At 71.7% G+C, this 16,740-nt stretch carries 17 protein-coding genes; 7 read left to right on the top strand and 10 right to left on the bottom strand.

Going from position 1 to position 16,740, the window contains the following annotated elements; all coding sequences use genetic code 11:
• Nucleotides 1-17 precede the first annotated feature (17 nt).
• Together ABTZ54_RS32340 and ABTZ54_RS32335 are read right to left on the bottom strand one after the other, a co-directional pair.
• Nucleotides 18-818 carry an endonuclease I family protein gene (locus tag ABTZ54_RS32340; protein WP_351670225.1) on the bottom strand — a complete coding sequence of 267 codons (801 nt, stop codon included), beginning with the start codon at nucleotides 816-818 and terminating at the stop codon, nucleotides 18-20.
• A 253-nt stretch (nucleotides 819-1,071) separates the two neighbouring features.
• Nucleotides 1,072-1,527: a MarR family winged helix-turn-helix transcriptional regulator gene (locus tag ABTZ54_RS32335; protein ID WP_351670222.1), complete on the bottom strand. Its 456-nt coding sequence runs from the start codon at nucleotides 1,525-1,527 to the stop codon at nucleotides 1,072-1,074.
• A 115-nt stretch (nucleotides 1,528-1,642) separates the two neighbouring features.
• Here ABTZ54_RS32335 and ABTZ54_RS32330 point away from each other — a divergent pair, with 115 nt between their 5' ends.
• The 3 genes from ABTZ54_RS32330 to ABTZ54_RS32320 all read left to right on the top strand — a co-directional run bounded on the left by ABTZ54_RS32330 (nucleotide 1,643) and on the right by ABTZ54_RS32320 (nucleotide 4,294).
• Nucleotides 1,643-2,488, top strand: a complete 846-nt coding sequence (locus ABTZ54_RS32330) for an SDR family NAD(P)-dependent oxidoreductase (protein WP_351670219.1) — start codon at nucleotides 1,643-1,645, stop codon at nucleotides 2,486-2,488.
• Nucleotides 2,489-2,594: 106 nt separating this feature from the next.
• A complete protein-coding gene (locus ABTZ54_RS32325; protein WP_351670216.1) occupies nucleotides 2,595-3,215 on the top strand; it encodes an RNA polymerase sigma factor in 621 nt (206 codons plus the stop codon).
• Nucleotides 3,212-4,294, top strand: coding sequence for a CU044_5270 family protein (locus ABTZ54_RS32320; RefSeq protein WP_351670213.1), 1,083 nt, complete (start codon nucleotides 3,212-3,214; stop codon nucleotides 4,292-4,294). The genes ABTZ54_RS32325 and ABTZ54_RS32320 overlap by 4 nt, the downstream gene beginning before the upstream one ends.
• Nucleotides 4,295-4,339: 45 nt before the next feature.
• Here ABTZ54_RS32320 and ABTZ54_RS32315 read toward each other — a convergent pair whose 3' ends face one another.
• The 5 genes from ABTZ54_RS32315 to ABTZ54_RS32295 are packed head-to-tail and all read right to left on the bottom strand — an operon-like array spanning nucleotide 4,340 to nucleotide 10,326.
• Nucleotides 4,340-5,908: a glycoside hydrolase family 3 protein gene (locus ABTZ54_RS32315; RefSeq protein WP_351670210.1), complete on the bottom strand. Its 1,569-nt coding sequence runs from the start codon at nucleotides 5,906-5,908 to the stop codon at nucleotides 4,340-4,342.
• A complete protein-coding gene (locus ABTZ54_RS32310) occupies nucleotides 5,905-7,176 on the bottom strand; it encodes a 6-phospho-beta-glucosidase (protein ID WP_351670207.1) in 1,272 nt (423 codons plus the stop codon). Before ABTZ54_RS32310 ends, ABTZ54_RS32315 begins: the two co-directional genes overlap by 4 nt.
• A complete protein-coding gene (locus tag ABTZ54_RS32305; RefSeq protein ID WP_351670204.1) occupies nucleotides 7,173-8,054 on the bottom strand; it encodes a carbohydrate ABC transporter permease in 882 nt (293 codons plus the stop codon). The genes ABTZ54_RS32310 and ABTZ54_RS32305 overlap by 4 nt, the downstream gene beginning before the upstream one ends.
• Nucleotides 8,051-8,980, bottom strand: a complete 930-nt coding sequence (locus ABTZ54_RS32300; RefSeq protein ID WP_502997353.1) for a carbohydrate ABC transporter permease — start codon at nucleotides 8,978-8,980, stop codon at nucleotides 8,051-8,053. The genes ABTZ54_RS32305 and ABTZ54_RS32300 overlap by 4 nt, the downstream gene beginning before the upstream one ends.
• Nucleotides 8,977-10,326: an ABC transporter substrate-binding protein gene (locus tag ABTZ54_RS32295; protein WP_351670198.1), complete on the bottom strand. Its 1,350-nt coding sequence runs from the start codon at nucleotides 10,324-10,326 to the stop codon at nucleotides 8,977-8,979. Before ABTZ54_RS32295 ends, ABTZ54_RS32300 begins: the two co-directional genes overlap by 4 nt.
• 166 nt (nucleotides 10,327-10,492) lie before the next feature.
• Here ABTZ54_RS32295 and ABTZ54_RS32290 point away from each other — a divergent pair, with 166 nt between their 5' ends.
• The 3 genes from ABTZ54_RS32290 (at nucleotide 10,493) to ABTZ54_RS32280 (ending at nucleotide 13,346) form a co-directional block, all read left to right on the top strand.
• The gene (locus ABTZ54_RS32290) at nucleotides 10,493-11,281 is read left to right on the top strand and encodes a GntR family transcriptional regulator (RefSeq protein ID WP_351670195.1); all 789 of its coding nucleotides are present in this window, start codon (nucleotides 10,493-10,495) and stop codon (nucleotides 11,279-11,281) included.
• 62 nt (nucleotides 11,282-11,343) lie between these two features.
• Nucleotides 11,344-12,492 (top strand): glycosyl hydrolase family 18 protein, encoded by a 1,149-nt coding sequence (locus ABTZ54_RS32285; RefSeq protein ID WP_351670192.1) that lies wholly within the window; start codon nucleotides 11,344-11,346, stop codon nucleotides 12,490-12,492.
• Nucleotides 12,493-12,590: 98 nt separating this feature from the next.
• Nucleotides 12,591-13,346 (top strand): GntR family transcriptional regulator, encoded by a 756-nt coding sequence (locus tag ABTZ54_RS32280; RefSeq protein WP_351670189.1) that lies wholly within the window; start codon nucleotides 12,591-12,593, stop codon nucleotides 13,344-13,346.
• Nucleotides 13,347-13,370: 24 nt separating this feature from the next.
• Here ABTZ54_RS32280 and ABTZ54_RS32275 read toward each other — a convergent pair whose 3' ends face one another.
• From ABTZ54_RS32275 to ABTZ54_RS32265, 3 genes are all read right to left on the bottom strand, one after another.
• Nucleotides 13,371-13,949 carry a phosphonate degradation HD-domain oxygenase gene (locus ABTZ54_RS32275; protein WP_351670186.1) on the bottom strand — a complete coding sequence of 193 codons (579 nt, stop codon included), beginning with the start codon at nucleotides 13,947-13,949 and terminating at the stop codon, nucleotides 13,371-13,373.
• The gene (gene tmpA, locus ABTZ54_RS32270; protein WP_351670183.1) at nucleotides 13,946-15,043 is read right to left on the bottom strand and encodes a 2-trimethylaminoethylphosphonate dioxygenase; all 1,098 of its coding nucleotides are present in this window, start codon (nucleotides 15,041-15,043) and stop codon (nucleotides 13,946-13,948) included. Before tmpA ends, ABTZ54_RS32275 begins: the two co-directional genes overlap by 4 nt.
• Nucleotides 15,044-15,186: 143 nt before the next feature.
• On the bottom strand, nucleotides 15,187-15,642 hold the full coding sequence (locus ABTZ54_RS32265; RefSeq protein WP_351670180.1) for an Lrp/AsnC family transcriptional regulator: 456 nt from the start codon (nucleotides 15,640-15,642) through the stop codon (nucleotides 15,187-15,189).
• Between the two features lie 111 nt (nucleotides 15,643-15,753).
• On the opposite strand from ABTZ54_RS32265, the gene ABTZ54_RS32260 reads away from it, so the two are divergent.
• Nucleotides 15,754-16,740 (top strand): asparaginase domain-containing protein (locus ABTZ54_RS32260; protein ID WP_351670177.1); only part of this gene is annotated, 987 nt, incomplete at its 3' end.

The raw sequence follows: 16,740 nt of genomic DNA, 5'->3' as shown, positions 1-16,740 counted from the left end.
TCCCGGCGTGTGCGTGGTTACCAGATCGCCTCGACCCACTCCGGGTGGTCGACGAACGGGTTCCGGTTGCCCTGGTAGCTGTTGTAGATGACGTCGTTGCGCCGCTCCTCGAAGGCGCTCGGCGGGTCCTGCTCGTTCCACTGCTTCAGGACGGACAGGCGGCCCATGAAGGGGACGCTGCCGTTGGCGGTCGACTCGTTGGGCTCCAGGTCGGCCCACGCGTCGTCGCCCTCGTAGCGGACGGCCATGTAGAGGATCATGCGGGCCACGTCGCCCTTGTCCGCGTCGCGCGGCTCGAAGGAGTCGCTGTCCGTGTAGCTGCCGGGGGCGCCGCTGACGGCGCTGCCGCCGTTGTCGAAGTCCTTGTTGCCGCGGATGCTGTTGACCTGGACGTCCGCCGCGCGCAGGTGGTGCAGGTCGGTGCCGGGACCGGCCGAGGTGCCGAAGTTGCCGTGCGACTGGGCCCACACGTGCTCGCGGTTCCAGTTGCCCACGGCGCCGCCGTTGAGGGTCTTGCTGCGCGAGGTGCCGCTGTAGAGCAGGATCACGTTGGCGGTGTTGTTCGGGTCCTGGTCCGTGACCTTCAGCGCGTTCCAGACCGCGTCGTACGAGATCTTGCTCTGGCTGCTGATGATGGTGTGCAGCGAGGACTTCAGGCTCGTGCCGGTCTTGCCGACCGCGTTCTTGTAGTACGTGGCGTCGTACGCGGTGGTCGTGGCGCTCGCCGGGGTCGCCGCGAGCGTGGGGAGCGTGAGGCCGACGAGGGCGGCGGACAGCGCTGCCCACACCTTCCATCTGCCAAGGGGCGCAACGGACATGGGGGGTGCCTTTCTCGGGGAGTGAGGGTGGCGTGTTCCGTCGCGCGTGGGCACCCCGGTAGGTGTCGGCTCGTGGCGCTACGCGCGTTGACTGCCTTGAGGTGTCCATGGTGATCGACGGCGTGGCCTGATGTCACCCGTCGGCGCCCATATTTTTCGTGAACAGGTGCCGACTTCGGAGGAGTTGTCGGCAACCACCCGTTCCCGGATCGACGGGCCCCCGTGCGGAACGCCTCGACCCGCCGGATCTCCCCTACGACTTGAGCTTGGCCCACACCGTTTCGAGGGCCTGGATGTCGGTGTCGTCCAGGCGGTCGTCGAAGGCCTCGGCGAGGGCGGCTCGGCGGGTGGCGTCGGCCTCGGCGAACGCCGTGCGGCCCGTATCGGTGAGGGCGATGCGTACGGAGCGGGCGTCGGTCGGCGAGGTGGCGCGGGCGACCAGGCCGCGGGCCTGGAGCGCGTCGACCACGCGGGAGACCTGGCTGCGGCTGAGCAGGGTCTTGGCGCCCAGGTCGGAGGCGGCGACCGGCTCGTCCTGGCCGTGCAGCCAGAGCATCACCTCGAACCAGGACAGGGGGAGGCCGTGCGCCCGGGTCAGGGCCTGGTCGACTCGCGCGCTGAGCGTGGCGCCCGCCCACACCAGTCCGTAGAAGGCGTGGTCGCGGGCCGGGAGTTCTCCCAGGGTCAGATCGGTGCGCTTGCGGGCCATGTCGCGGAGCCTACCGTGTTTGTGTGCGCGTACACACGAATCACGCATACAGTGTGCGTGCACACACACCTTCTCTGGCGTCACGGCCCCTCGACCACCTGGAAAGCGAGCCACCATGGCTTCCTCGAAGACCGTTCTGATCACCGGCACCTCCTCGGGCATCGGCCTCGCCGCCGCTGTCGCCGCCGCCCGCGCCGGGTGGCGAGTCGTCGCCACGATGCGCGACACCGGGCGGGCCGGCGCGCTCACCGAGGCGGCGCAGGCCGCGGGCGTCGGTCCGCTCGTCCAGGTCGAGCGCCTGGACGTCACCGACCCTGCCTCCGTCGCGGAGTGCCTGGACGCGGTGGTCGCCCAGCACGGGCGGCTCGACGCGGTGGTCAACAACGCCGGGTCCGGAGTCGTCGGCACCGTCGAACAGGACGGCATGGCCCCGGTACGGGCCGCCATGGAGGTGAACTACTTCGGGGTCGTCGAGGTGACCCGCGCGGCCCTCCCGCACCTGCGCGCCTCCAAGGGGCGCGTCATCACCGTCACCAGCGTCGGCGGCGTGGTCGGGCAGCCCTTCAACGAGGCCTACTGCGCCGCCAAGTTCGCCGTCGAGGGCTTCATGGAGTCGCTCGCCCCCGTCGCCGCCACGGTCGGCGTGCACGTCAGCGTCGTCGAACCGGGCGCGGTGGCCAGCGAGTTCGTCGCCAGCCAGCGCATCGACATCCCCGCCCTGCTGTCGGCGGCCGGCCCGTACGCCCCGGCGCTGCGCGCCTACGTCGAGCGCACCCAGAAGTCCTTCGCCGTCGCGCAGTCCCCGGCCGAGGCGGCCGCCCCGATCGTCGCCGCGCTCGACGCCGAGCAGCCGCCGTTCCGTATCCAGACCACCGAATGGGCGCGCGACTTCGCCGGGACCAAGCTGGCCGACCTCGACGGGGCCGCCGTCCAGGAACTCACCGGCGGCTGGCTCCGCTGACTCCCCCCTCACAGCAGCCCCGGCGGGTGACACAGAGCACAGGAACCCCCTGACACCCGCGGAGAGACAGGAGATGTGAACTACTGGCGACACAGGAGGGCCGCACATGCGGGCACGGATCAGGGCGGGCGACCGCGAGGCCTTCGCCGAGCTCTACGAGACGTACGCGCGGGCCGTCTACAACCACGCTCTGCGGATGACCGGCGACTGGTCCACGGCCGAGGAGGTCATGTCCGAGGTCTTCCTCACGGCCTGGCGGACGCGTGCGACGGTGCAACCGGACGGCGGTCCGCTCGGCCCGTGGCTGTTCGGCATCGCCACGAACAAGGCGCACAACGCCAACCGCGCTCTGCGGCGGCGCACGGCGTTCCTCGCCCGCCGTCCCGCGCCGGAGCAGGTCGCGGACTTCGCCGACGAGGCGGTGGGGCGCCTCGACGACGCGCGGACGCTGGCCGCGATGCAGCACGCGCTGTCGCGGCTGCGCCGCCCGGAGCGTGAGGTGCTGGCCCTGTGCGTGTGGTCGGGGCTGAGTTACGCCGAGGCCGCCGAGGCGCTGGGGATCGCCGTCGGGACCGTACGGTCGCGCCTCTCGCGGGCACGGGAACGGCTGCGGCGGCTCGTCGACGAACGAGCCGCCGCGGAGCGCGTGGAACCGCGCTCCGGCCGCGGAGAGGTAGAGAGTGCGGCCGCGTTCGCGGCCTGGCCCATCCAGGAGGAAGCCCGATGAACACCACTGGCCACGGCTCACCGGACGCCGAGCGCGAAGAGCTGGCCGTCCTGCTGCCCGCCCCGGCGGACCGGGACCTGCGACCGGGCCGTCACCGGCACTACAAGGACGTACTCATGCAGGAGATCGACCGCGACCTCGCTCGTGACCACGCTCGCGACCACGACCGGGATCGCGCACGTTCGGGAGGGGCCCGCCGGTTTCTCCGGCCGGCCGTCGCGCTGCCCGTCACCGCGCTCGCGCTGGCCGGAGCCCTCGGCGTCACCCTCACCGCGACGGACGCGGGCCCGCGCACCCCGGCGCGCGCCCAGGCCGGGCAGGAGCCCCGCGCGAGCGTGCTCCTGAACCGGATCGCCACCGTGGCCGCCACCTCCGGCGCCCTGACGGTGCGGGAGGACCAGTTCGTCTACGTCCGGTCGGTGCAGACGCCCAACGAGGGCGCCTTCGGCGGTCCCGTGAAGCTGGGCGCGCCCCACGAGCGGGAGGTCTGGACGACGCAGGTCTCCGGACCGACCCGCGAGCAGGGGCTGATCCGGGAGTACGGGAAGGACTGGCCGATCGTCGAGGGGGTACCCGACGGGGCCGACCCCGCCGCGCATCCCGGTCGGCCGGCGGGGATGGAACGGCCCACCTACCAGTGGCTGGCGGCGCTGCCCACCGACCCCGAAGCCCTGTTGCGGCGCCTGGAGTCGGAGCTCCGGCCGGTGGAGGGCCAGGAGGAGGCCCAGACCCTGTTCCTCACCATCGGCGGGCTGCTCCAGGAGACCGTGCTGCCGCCCGAGACGGCGGCTGCGCTCTACCAGGCCGCCGCGCGGATCCCCGGCGTCGTCGAGGTCGCCGACGCCGTCGACGCGGCGGGACGGCCCGGGCTCGCGGTCGCACGCGAGGACAAGGGCGCGGGCGAACGCACCGAGTGGATCTTCGACAGGTCCCGCCTGGCCTTCCTCGGCGAACGGTCCCGGCTGACCAGGGACTCCGCCCGCGGCAGCGCGGGCACGGTGACGCACGCCTCCGCGGTGCTGGACCGCGCCGTCGTCGACGCGCTCGGAGAGGGAGGCCGCACGCCCCGGCGGCCGTGAGGGCGGTCCGGGCGGGGCGGCGGGTGCCGCCCCGCCCGGCGGGGGTCAGCCGAGCTCCCGGCCGAGCAGAAGCTCGGCGGCGGCCTGTGCGCAGACCCGGGCCGCCCCGTGGGTGTGGATGTAGTGGCGGGCGGGCGGGGTTCCGTACGGCAGGCCCATCTCGACGAGGACGGTGTCGGGCCGCGCGGCGACCAGCTCGGCGACCGCGGCCGCGATCCACGGGTGGCGGTGCCGGTCGCGGACGGTGACGACCAGCGGGGTGCCGGGGCCGGTGTGCCGCAGCTCGTCGAGCGGGCGGTCGTCGGGACCGTGGTAGCTGCGGACGGTGGTGGTGGGCAGCGCCTCCTGGAGCGTACGGCCGAGGCCCCAGCTGGTGCGGCCGACGGCCGGGTTGGGTTCCTCGCCGAGTTCGACGACGAGGGGCGGGGCGGTGAGCGGGGTGATGCCGACGGCGTGCAGGGCGCGCCGGGCGGCGACGAGGCCGAGGGGCGTCTCGGCGCCCCGGGCGGCGCCCTGGCCGGACCCCCGGCCGCCGTCCGTGCCGGCGCCCGGGTCGGCCCCCTGGGCGGTGCCCCGCTCGGCGCCCCGGCCAGCGCCCGTGCCGGCCCCCCGCCCGCCACCCCGCCCGGTCCAGCCGCTGAGCGCACGTACGCGCTCAGCGGCCTCGGCGAGGCGCTGTTCGGGCAGGCGGCCGTCGCGGACGGCGGCGACCAGGGCCTCGCGCAGGGCATGGACGCGTTGCTCGCCGTCGCGCGTGCCGGTGCAGAGCAGGTCGGCGCCCGCGATGACGGCGCGTACCCCGCCTTCGGTGATGCCGAAGGTCCTGCTGACGGCCTCCATTTCGAGGGAGTCGGTGATCACCACTCCGGTGTAGCCGAGGCGTCGGCGGAGCAGCCCCGTGAGGATCGGCGCGCTGAGGGTGGCGGGCACGGTGTCGAAGGCCGGGACGGTGATGTGCGCGGTCATCACCGACCGCACACCGGCCTCGATGGCGGCCCGGAACGGCGGGAACGCCGTGCTCTCGAAGACCGACTCGGCGTCGTGGACGACGGGCAGGTCGTGGTGGGAGTCGACCACGGTGCCGCCGTGTCCGGGGAAGTGCTTGGCGCAGGCGGCGACGCCGGTCGACTGGAGGCCGTCGACGTACGCGGCGGTGTGCGCGGCCACGCGCTCCGGGTCGGAGCCGAAGGAGCGGACACCGATGACGGGGTTGTCCGCGGTGGTGTTGACGTCGGCGACCGGGCCGAAGTCGAGGCTCACCCCGGTCTCGGCGAGGGTGCGGCCGATCCCGGCGGCGACCTGCCGGGTCAGCTCGGTGTCGTCGGCCCGGCCGAGGGCGTGGTTGCCGGGCCAGGAGCTGCCGCGGGCGATCTCCAGGCGGGTGACGTCGCCGCCCTCCTCGTCGATCGCGATCAGCACGTCGGCCCGCTCTGCGCGCAACTCGCCGGTGAGCTTGGAGAGTTGCGCGGTGTCGGCGACGTTGTCGTGGTAGAGGGCCACGCCGCCGAGGCCCTCGGCGACGCGGCGGCGTACCCAGTCCGGCGCGGTGTACCCGGTGAACCCGGGGAGCAGGCAGGCGTCGGCCCACCCGTACAGGTCCCGTTCGGTGCTCATCCGCGGGCCCACGGGAGGTACTGCCGGTTGGCGGCGACGAGGTCGGCCGCCAACGTGCGGGCGGTGGTCGCCTGGCCGATCAACGGGTGGGCGAGCAGCGCCTGTTCGACGCGGTCGAGGCCGCCGTGCAGGGCGGCCTGGAGGGCGAGTTCCTCGTAGGCCGAGACGTGCGCGACGAGGCCGGCGTAGAGCGGGTCAAGCGGAGCGGCGGGCAGTGCGGTGGCGCCCCGGGCGTTCACGGCGGCGGGGGCCTCGATGACGGCCGAGTCCGGCAGGAACGGCAGAACGCCGTTGTTGCGTACGTTGACGATCTGCGGCACGTCCTGGAGGGCGCCGCGGCATTCCAGGAGCCCCGCGATGAGGTTGACGGCGGCCTCGGAGTAGTAGGCGCCGCCGCGCTGTTCGAGCAGGGCGGGCTTGGTGTCGAGGGCGGGGTCGGCGTACATCTCCAGGAGCTCGCGCTCGATCGCGGCGACGGCGTGGGCGCGTGACTCGGCTCCGCGCTGTTCGGCGAGGACCTCGTCGTGGCCGTAGTAGTAGGTGAGGTAGTAGGAGGGGGCGACGCCGAGGCGGCGGAGCATGTCGACGGGGAGCCGGCAGCGGCGGGCGAGGGCCTCGCCGTGCTTGTCGAGGATCTCGGGCAGCAGGTCGACGCCCTCGACGACGGCCCGGCGCACCCAGGTGAGGTGGTTGAGGCCGATGTGGTCGAGGTGGACGCGGTCGGCGTCGACGCCGTACCAGTCGCCGATGGTGTGCTGGAGACCTCGGGCCACGTTGCACAGGCCGACGGCCTTGTGTCCGGCGTCGAGGAGGGCGCGGGTGACGATGCCGACCGGATTGGTGAAGTCGACGAGCCAGGCGTCGGGGGCGTGCCGGGCGACGCGTTCGGCGATGTCGAGCACGGTCGGTACGGTACGCAGGGCCTTGGCGAAGCCGCCCGCTCCGGTGGTCTCCTGGCCGACACAGCCGCAGTCGAGCGGGATGGTCTCGTCGGTGTGCCGGGCGGCCTGCCCGCCGACGCGGAGCTGGAGCAGCACGGCGGAGGCGCCTTCGACCCCGGCGTCGAGGTCGGCGGTGACGGTGAGCCGGGCGGGGTGGCCCTGCCGGGCGAGGATGCGCTTTCCGAAGTCGCCGACGAGCCGGAGCCGTTCGGCGTCGGGGTCGATCAGGACGAGTTCGTCCAGCGGCAGTGTGTCGCGCAGCCGGGCGAATCCGTCCACGAGCTCGGGGGTGTAGGTCGACCCACCGCCGACGATGGCCAGTTTCAACCTTTGACTCCTGTCAGTGTGACGCCCTCGATGAAGGACTTCTGGGCGAAGAAGAAGACGACGATCACGGGTGCCATGGCGAGCAGGGTCGCGGCCATGGTGAGGTTCCAGTGGACGGCGTGCACGGACTTGAAGGACGCGAGGCCGATCGCGAGGGTCCAGTGGCCGGGGACCTCGCCGGTGTAGATCAGCGGGCCGAAGTAGTCGTTCCAGGCCGCGAAGAACTGGAACAGGGCGACGGCGGAGAGGGCGGGGCGGATCATCGGCACCACGACCCGCAGCAGCAGCCGCACCTCGCCGCAGCCGTCGACGCGGGCGGCGTCGAGGTAGGACTGCGGGATGGTGAGCAGGAACTGCCGGAGCAGGAAGATCGCGAAGGCGTCGCCGAAGAGGCAGGGGACGACCAGCGGCCAGAGGGTGCCGGTGAGCCCGAGGTTGGCCCACAGGATGTAGAGCGGGACGATCAGCACCTGGGGCGGCAGCATCATCATGGTGAGGACGGCCAGGAAGGACAGGTTGGCGCCGCGGAAGCGGAATCTGGCCAGGGCGTACGCGACGGGCAGGCTGGAGCAGACCACGAGCACGGTGCTGACCACCGCGTACACCAGGGTGTTGCGGAACCAGGTGACCATCGGTGCTTCCGAGAGCACGGTGGAGAAGTTCGACCACTGCCAGTCGCGGGGCCACAGGTCGGTGGTGTTGGCCTGCTGGTCGGTCATGAGCGAGGTGAGGACGACGAAGACCAGCGGCGCCAGGAAGAGGATCGCGAGGGTGATCGCGACGCAGTGGTCGGCGATCCAGACCAGGCGTCCGCGGGTGACGGCCCTGGTGCGGGCGGCCCGGCGGGCGGAGTGCGGCAGGCGGGCGGTGAGTGTCATGTGCCCTCCTGGGGCTGGAAGCCGGACGAGCGGCGCAGCAGCACCACGGTGACGGTCATGGACACCACGAACAGCACGACGGCGAGGGCGCAGGCGTAGCCCATGTGGAACTGGGTGAAGCCGGTGCGGTAGATCCACTGCGGCACGGTGAGGGTGGAGCCCTCCGGGTAGCCCGGGTCGGCGCCGGAGTGGATGCCGCCGGCGGCCTCGGCGGCGACCATCGCCTGGGTGAAGTACTGCAGGGCGCCGATGACGCCGGTGACCGCGGAGAAGAGCAGTACCGGGGAGATGGCGGGGAGGGTGACGTGACGGAACCGGTGCCAGGGCCCCGCGCCGTCGAGGGCCGCGGCCTCGTACAGCTCGGCCGGTACGTCGAGCAGCGCCGCCAGGAAGATCACCATGACGTTGCCGATGCCCCAGAGGGAGAGCAGGGTGAGGGCGGGCTTGGACCAGGCGGGCGAGTTGAACCAGTCGGGCCCTTGGATGCCGAGCGCGTCGAGCAGGGTGTTCACCGGTCCGGTGCCCGGGTTGAACAGGAAGACGAAGGCGACGGTGGCGGCGACCGGCGGGGCGAGCGACGGCAGGTAGAACAGCGTCCGGTAGAAGCCCGCGCCGGACTTCAGCCGGACCAGGACCATGGCGACCCCGAGGGCGAAGAGCACCTGGGCGGGCACCATGACGGCGATCATCCAGAGGGTGTTGAGGGCCGACCTGCCGACGTACGGGTCCTCGGTGAACATATGGACGTAGTTCCGCGTGCCGACCCATTCGGCGGGCTGGAGCAGATCGGCGTTGGTGAACGACAGATAGACCGTCGTGACCAGCGGATAGAGCAGGAAGACCGCGAAGCCGACGAGCCAGGGCGACAGGAACCCGAGGACGCGCAGCCGGCGGCGGGTCAGCGGCACCGTGGCCACGTCGGTCACCGTCCGAGTCCGAGGGAGGAGTCGTTCTGCCGGTCGAGTTCGGCGAGCCCGGCCTTGAGGTCCGGCACCTGGCCGAGCTGCCACTTCTCCGCGAACGGCAGGGAGTTGGTGAGGTACGCGGCGCCGTCGGCGCTGGACGGGGTGGAGGAGGTCTTCGGGTGCTTGAAGATGTCGTAGAAGACCTTCATGTTCGGGTCGCCCGCCAGGGTCAGCTTGGGCGAGTCCAACGCGTCCAGCGTGGTCGGGATGTTGCCGGTGACGTTCGACATGATCGCGAGTGCGTCGGGGTCGGTGGTGAGGAACCTGACCAGCTTCCAGGCCGCGCCCGGGTGCTTGCCGCCGCGCGGGATGCCGATGACGTTGCCGCCGACGAATCCGGAGCCGTACAGCTCGGGCTTGTCGTCCGCGACCGGCATGGGGGCGGTGGCGTAGTCGACGGCCGCCTTGTCGTTCTTGAGGAAGGCGTTGCGCCATTCGCCGTCGACCATCATGGCGATCTTGCCGGTGTGGAAGGCGTTCTCGGCGGAGAACTCGTCGGGGAGGCTGTCCTTGAACCTCTTCAGCTTCTCGGCGCCGAACCAGTCGACGAGGTCCTTCTGCCAGGTCAGCGCGGCGGTGAAGGCGGGGTCCGCGGCGGTGTTGGACGTGCCGTCGGGCCGCAGCCAGGTGCCGCCGAAGCTGGGCACGAGATGCTCGGGAAGCATCTCGTAGCCGCCCATGAAGGGCATGAAACCGGCGACGTCGATCGACTTGTCGGCCTTGAACCTGGTGAGCCGCTTGGTGGCCTCGGCGAGTTCGGTCATGGTCTTCGGCGGGGAGGTGATGCCCGCCTCGGCGAACAGCTTCTTGTTGTAGTACAGGCCGAAGGCGTCGGCCAGCCAGGGCATGGTGCACCGCTTGCCGTCGAACTCGGTGTACGCCCGTACCGCCTTCGGGATCCGTCCCAGGTCCAGCTTGTCGAGGGTGATGTACGGCGTCAGGTCCTGGAAACCGCCGGAGGAGCACCAGCCGCCGACGTTGCCCGCGTTGAAGGAGGCGGCGACGTCGGGCGCGGTGCCGCCCCGCAGCGACTGGTTGATCTTGCTGTCGTCCTGTCCCTTGACCGCGTTCACGGTGATGTACGGGTACTTCCGGTGGAAGGCGTCGAGGACCGAGGCGACGGCGTCGACCTCGCGATCGTCCTTGAAGGCGTGCCAGAAGGTGAGCGTGACAGGCGTGGTGTCGGCTTCGGAAGCGCCCTTGTCCGGCCCCGAGGAGCCGGCGGTGGAGGTGCAGGAGGTCAGGCTCGTGACGAGCGCCGTGGCCAGGACGAGCGCCGTCGCCGCGGCGCGCAGGGGGCGATGCATGATGGTGATCTCCAAGGCGATGGGGGACAGGCCGGCACCGAGCAGAGACGAAGTGGTTAGTTTTGCGAGTGAACCAGTTGTCCAACTGCTTGACCAGTGCGGCGAGTTTGCGCCACGCTGGCGGCGCAGTCAACGGCTTCAAAGGAAATGCGCGGGAAGTGGTTAGGTGACCAGTGTGGATCGTTCGCCCAAGCGGCAGCAGATCAGGGAGCATCTCCTCGATCTGATCGAGTCGTTGCCGCCCGGCTCTCCGGTGCCTTCGGAGCGTCAGCTCTGCGAGGAGCTCGGGGTGTCACGCCCGACCGTACGGGCGGCGGTGGACGGACTCGTACGGGACGGCCTGCTCGTCCGCCGGCACGGCAGCGGCATGTTCGTCGCCGAGCCGAAGATCGCCCAGGAACTGGGCGAATCCCCCGGACACGTGGACGGTGTCTGGACCAGCAGAACCCTGGACCTGGTCCGGTTCGACGCCGGCGCCAGGCTCGGCCGACGCATGCGGCTGGCCCCGGCGGCCCAGGTCGTCTGCGTCACCCGGCTGCGCCTCGCCGACGGGGAGCCCATCTCCATCGACACGGTGCACGTCCCCGACGAGCTCGTGCCCGGACTGACCGCGCGCGACCTGGAGAACCACTCGTTTTACCAGTTGCTCGTGGCCCGGTACGGGATCGAGGTCGACGAGGCCGTCCAGAGCATCGAACCCACCGTCACCGACGAGGAGGAATCGGACCTGCTCGGAGTGCCGCTGTACTTCCCGGCACTCCTGCTGGAGCGGACCACCGAGGACACCTCGGGACGGATCGTGGAGTACACCCGGGCGGTCTACCGCGGTGACCGCTACCGGATCACGACCCGGCTGAAACTCTCCGATCGCCGGCAAGGGGGACTGTGGGACGCCACGGCCACCATCCCCGGCGCCGACACGGTGACCACCGACCCGTACTTCTCGAAGGGCTGACCCCCCCTCCGTGAGCCGCGTCCCCGGACGTGGCTCCCCCCCCCAGACGCCCAGGAGGGCGCATGTCACTTCTCACCGTTCGCCGCGTCATGGCCGGAATCGCCCTCGGCGCCGTCGTCGTGGTTCCCCAGGCCATGGCGTCGGGCACCACCGACATCCGGCTGGGCACACCCGGCCCGCGGGCCGCCGCCCCCGCCGGGGTCTTCTACCAGGAATGGCTCTACCCCGGCCCGGCCGGCAGCACCACCTGTTCGGCGAAGGCCGAGTACCACGACGGCCGGGTCAAGCAGGGTGCGCTCAAGCCCGAGTACTACGGCATCAACGCCAAGGGCGACGCCTTCCGGATGGACGCGTCCCGCCGCGACTACGCCTGCAACGGCTACAGCACGGCCAACGCCAACGACGTCAAGGCGTGGTCGGCCCAGCAGTACGTGACCGTCTCCCTCGCCGACCTGGCCAGCGAGCGCAGGCTCACCTCCAGCAGGACCAAGCGGGCAGCCGCCGTCGACACCCTGTCGACCTTCGCCAAGAACATCGGATTCACCGGCGTCGACGTCGACTTCGAGAACTACTGGGACTGGTCGGCGACCGACCACGCCAACTTCATGACGTTCGTCCGCGAGCTCGCCGCCGGCCTGCACGCGAAGGGTCTCCGCCTCCAGGTCGAGGGCCCGCCGGACATCGACACCGCGTTCCACTACGGCGACGTGCTCGCCGCCGGGGCCGACGAAGTGGTCATGATGGCCTACGACCTGCAGTACCAGTCGCCGGTCGGGGACACCTGCATCGCGTTCGCGCCTTACCAGTGGGCCACCGACCTGATCGAGGGCGCCCTCGCCGAGATCCCGCAGGACCAGCGCCACCGCTTCGTCGCGGGCCTCCCCTCGGAGGCGTACACCGCCACCGGGCGGTGCCAGAACATCGTCGGCAACCTCACCTACGCCGATATGCGCAAGGCGCCCGGCTTCTCCACCGACCCGAAGGTGATCGAGTCCCGGCGCGACCCCGAGTCCGGCGAGATCCGCTGGCGCGTCGGCGACACCTTCTACGACTACGTCGACCAGCAGGCCCTGGACAGCAAGTTGGCGCTGGTCCGCGGCCTCGGCGTGAACAACGTGTCCGTGTGGGTGCTCGGCGGCGGCAACCACTGGTTCTCGGACACCGCGGGGGTGGCGACCCATCAGGGCCCGCCGCGGGCACGCGTGAGCTGACCGTCGCCTGCGCCAACGGGAGAGTCCGTCAGGACCGTGAACTCGTCGCCCACCAGAGCGGGGTCGAACTGCCCGGCGAAGCATGACAAGGTGGGCGGGTGAGTGAGCCACGTCCGAGGACAGCCCTGTATCTGAAGGTCGCCGCGGATCTGCGTGCCGCCATCGCGGCGGGGGAGTACGGCTCCGGGGCGAAGCTGCCCACGGAGGACGAACTCGGGCGCCGCTACGGGGTGTCCAGGGGTACGGTGCGTCAGGCGCTCGGCTCGCTGCGGGCCGACGGGCTTGTCACCTCCCGGCGTGGTACCCGGCGCGTGGTGCTGGGCGCTCCCCGCCTGCACGGCTTCGGCGAGTTGCGGAGCTTCACCCGCTGGGCGCGGTCCCTGGGGGAGGAGCCGGGCGGCCGGGTGGTCGCGCTGGACCGGGCGGCGGCGGACGAGGAGGAGACGGAGCGCCTCCGGCTGGAGCCCGGCGCGTTCGTCTACCGGGTGCTGCGGCTGCGGACGCTCTCCGGAGCACCGGTGATGGTGGAGCGGACCTCGTACCCGGAGCGGATCGGTGAGCTGGTCGCCGGGACGCCGCTGGACACGATCTCGCACTCCGAGCAACTGGAGCTCCACGGGGTGCTCTTCGCCGACGCCCAGCACACCATCGACCTCGCCAGGGCGGACGAGCACGACGCCGAGCTCCTCGGCTGCGAGGTCGGTGAGGCGCTGCTGCGGGAGCGGCGGCTCTCGACCGATCCGGCGGGATCGCCGGTCGAGTGGTCCCAGGACCGCTACCTGCCGGGGACGGTCGCGTTCACCGTGCGGAGCTCGACGGCGACCTCGGCGCTGGGGCGGCGGCTCAGCCGCTGAGCCGCCGCACCGGCGCCCGGCGGCTCAGCGCGTCGGCACCCCTTCGGCGCGCAGCAGTCCTTCCAGCAGCGGGCGGAAGTGGGAGAAGTCCGGCGTCGGCAGCTCCGGGTCCTTCGCCCGCTCGTCCCAGCGGCGTACGGCGACGGCGTCCCGCGCGCCCGGGTGGGCCTCGAAGGCGCGCGCCTGCTCCTCGGTCATGGGGCCGCCCTGGACGCGGAGGGTGTGGACCGAGGCCTCGGAGAGCAGGTCGAAGTAGCCGGGTTCGACGGCGCAGAGGTAGCGCTTCGCCGCGACGTGCAGCCGCACGGGCTCGGTCACCTCGGGTCCGAACCACTGGCCGAGCCAGTCGGCCCCGGTGTGGCTGTGCCGGTTGTCGGTCCCGTTCTCCATCAGGTCGCGGCCGGTGACCGCGCCGTGGAAGTGGCCCACGTCGTGCAGCAGCGCCGCCGCCACGAGGTGCGGCGGGGCGCCCGCCGCCTGGGCGAGGGCGCCGGCCTGGAGCATGTGCTGGGCCTGCGTGACGGCCTCCCCGAGATACTCGGCACTGCCCTCGCCCTCGAACAGCCGGGCCAGGGTCTCGACGGGGTGCGTGGCGCTGGTCATGCGGTGGCTTCCTTCCCGCGGAGCACGGCGAGGGTGGACGCGAGTCCGTCGATGTCGGCGTAGGCGCCCTGGAGGTGGCGGTCGCCCGATTCGGCGAAGGCCGTACGGGCGTGCAGCAGCCTGGTGTTGTCGAAGATCAGGCAGTCGCCGGGAGCGAGCCGGAACTCCACCTGGAGCTCGCCGCGCAGCAGCAGCTCGCCGAAGGCGCGGTACGCGGCGTAGAACGCGTCGAGCTCCTCGGCGGGCCGGCGCAGGGTGCCGATGGAGCGGTTGTTGAAGCGGATCTCCCGGATCCGGCCGCCCGGATCGGTGCCGATGAGCGGCCGGTGGGCGACCAGCGAGGTGTGGGCGTCGGCGAACGCGAACGGAACCGGTACCCGGGTGAGGACCTCGTACGCCTCCGGGTCCTCCGCCCGCAGCAGCGCGGCGGCGTGGAACCCGTCGACGAGCCCGGAGTCGCCTCCCCGGGCCGCGTTGGCCAGGCAGTGCAGCAGCTGGAGGGTCGGGACCGGGTCGCGATAGGGGTTGTCCGTGTGCGGGGTGATGCGGGCGCCGGTGAAGGCCAGGTTGTTGGGGTCGGCCTCGACGCGCACCTCGAACAGCTCACCGTAGTTCGTCTCGCGGACGAACCCGAAGGTCCGCGCGACGTCGAGGACCTGGCGGTCGCGGGCGGGAACGCCGCGCAGCAGGACGAAGCCGAAGCGCATCACGTTCTCCAGCGCGGCGGCGGTGACGGCGGGATCCGTGGTGTACGCGGACCAGTCCGCCTCGGGGAACCGTCCCGCGAGCCCCGCCGCGTCCCACAGCTCCTTGTCGTCCTCGGTACGGCCGTCGCCGGGGGCGGTGCGGTCGCCCGGGAGGTGGGCGTCGAGCCAGGCCTCGGGGTAGACGGAGCGGTGGCCGTCGGGGGCCCAGACGACCTCCCGCGCGGGCGATCCGTCCGCCGTACGGGCCTCGCGGACGGTGGCCGCCGTGAGCCCGGCGGGCAGGTCGGTGATCTGGAACAGCTTCTGGCCGTTGCGCGGGTCCCGGCAGTCGGTGCAGGGGCAGTTGTCGCGCAGCCAGAACGGCGGTGCGGACGCGAGGGTGGGCATGAGCGCGGCTCCATGTTGTACAGACAACTCTTCCGGACGCGGGGAGCCTCGCAAGCCGGAGTGACATCGCGGTTACGGGTGGGTGGCCACCGGTGCGGGCCTGGGGTGCGGCCCGGCGCCGTCCGCGTCGAAGTCGAACGGTTTCAGCGCTCGACCGGGAGGCCTCGGGGCTCCTTGACCCGTTTCATGATGATCTGGGAGTTGACCTCGGTGACCCCCGCCAGGGTCGTCAGCCGTTCGATCCAGAGGCGCTCGTACGCGGCGAGGTCCGCGACCGCGATCCGCAGCAGGCAGCCGGGGCTGCCGAAGAGGCGGTAGGCCTCGATGACGTCGGGGATGTCCTGGAGGGCCTCCTCGAAGGCCTCGACCGTCTCCCGGTCGCGCCTCACCTCGACCGAGACGAGGACCTCGAAGCCGCGGCCGACGGCCGCCGGGTCGATGATCGCCCGGTAGCCCTGGATCACGCCGTCCTGTTCCAGCTGGCGGACCCGGCGCATGCAGGGGGAGGGGCTGAGGCCGATGCGCTGGGCCAGCTCCTGGTTGCTCAGGCGGCCATCCTGCTGGAGTTCACGCAAGATCTGGAGATCGATTCTGTCCATGGCGCAATTATTCGCCACGGAGTTCATGATTCCAGGGAGAAATCGCAATCGTCTTGCGTGTTGTTTGGCCTATCCTTGCGGGGGATTTTTTGAGGAAAGGGGCGTAAGGGCATGAAGTGGACGCGCGACGCCAGGCCGCGACGCATCGTGGTGATCAGCACCGGTGGCACCATCGCGAGCCGCTGGACGGGCAGCGGCTACGCCGCCGACGCCTCCGGTGACGACGTCGTGGCCACCGCGGCCGTGCCCGACGCGGTGGAGGTCGAAGTTCTCGATCTCTTCAACGTCAACAGCTCCCGGATGACGACCGAGCGGCAGCTCGGGCTGCTGCGGGCCGTTCACGAGACCCTTGCCGATCCCGGTGTCGACGGTGTCGTCGTCACCCACGGGACCGACACCCTTGAGGAGTCGGCCTTCTTCCTGGACCTGCATCACTCCGATCCCCGGCCCGTCGTCTTCACCGGGGCCCAGCGGCCCTTCGGTACGGGGGACGGGGACGGGCCCGGGAATCTGTACGACGCGCTTCAGGTCGCCGCCACCGTGCGTGGTCTGGGTGTGCTGGTCGTCTTCGACGGGCTGGTGCACGCCGCCCGAGGGACCGTCAAGACCAAGACGCTCGCCTCCGATCCCTTCGCCGATCCGTCGGGCGAGCGGGTGGGACGGCTCGGGTTCGGGCAGGTCGACATCGAGCGTGAGCCGGTCCGGCCGGCGCCGCTGCCCATGCCCGACGTCGAGCGGGGCGTGCCTCGGGTCGACATCGTCATGCACCACTCCGACGCCGATCCGCTGTTCCTGAACGCGGCCGTCGGCGCCGGGGCCCGCGGGGTCGTCCTCGTCGGGACGGGGGCCGGCAACGCCACGCCCGAGATGGCCGAGGCGGTCCGTGAGGCCGTCTCCCAGGGGGTGCTCGTCGTCCTGTCCACCCGGGTCGCGTCCGGGCCCGTCGCCGAGGTCTACACGGGGGGCGGGGCCGTCGACCTCGCCGCCGCCGGTGCGGTGCTCGCCGGCTCCGGCAAGGGCGAGGGCCTCATCGGCTTCGAGGGCGCGGGCCGCCTCACCACCACCCGACTGCTCGAAGGCGACCTGCCGAAGTACCGG

Source organism: Streptomyces sp. NPDC094032, from assembly GCF_040303965.1.
In the GTDB taxonomy this organism is placed as follows: Bacteria; Actinomycetota; Actinomycetes; order Streptomycetales; family Streptomycetaceae; genus Streptomyces.
Note: the sequence above shows the minus strand (reverse complement) of the source record. Positions and strands in the feature narration are given on the sequence as shown.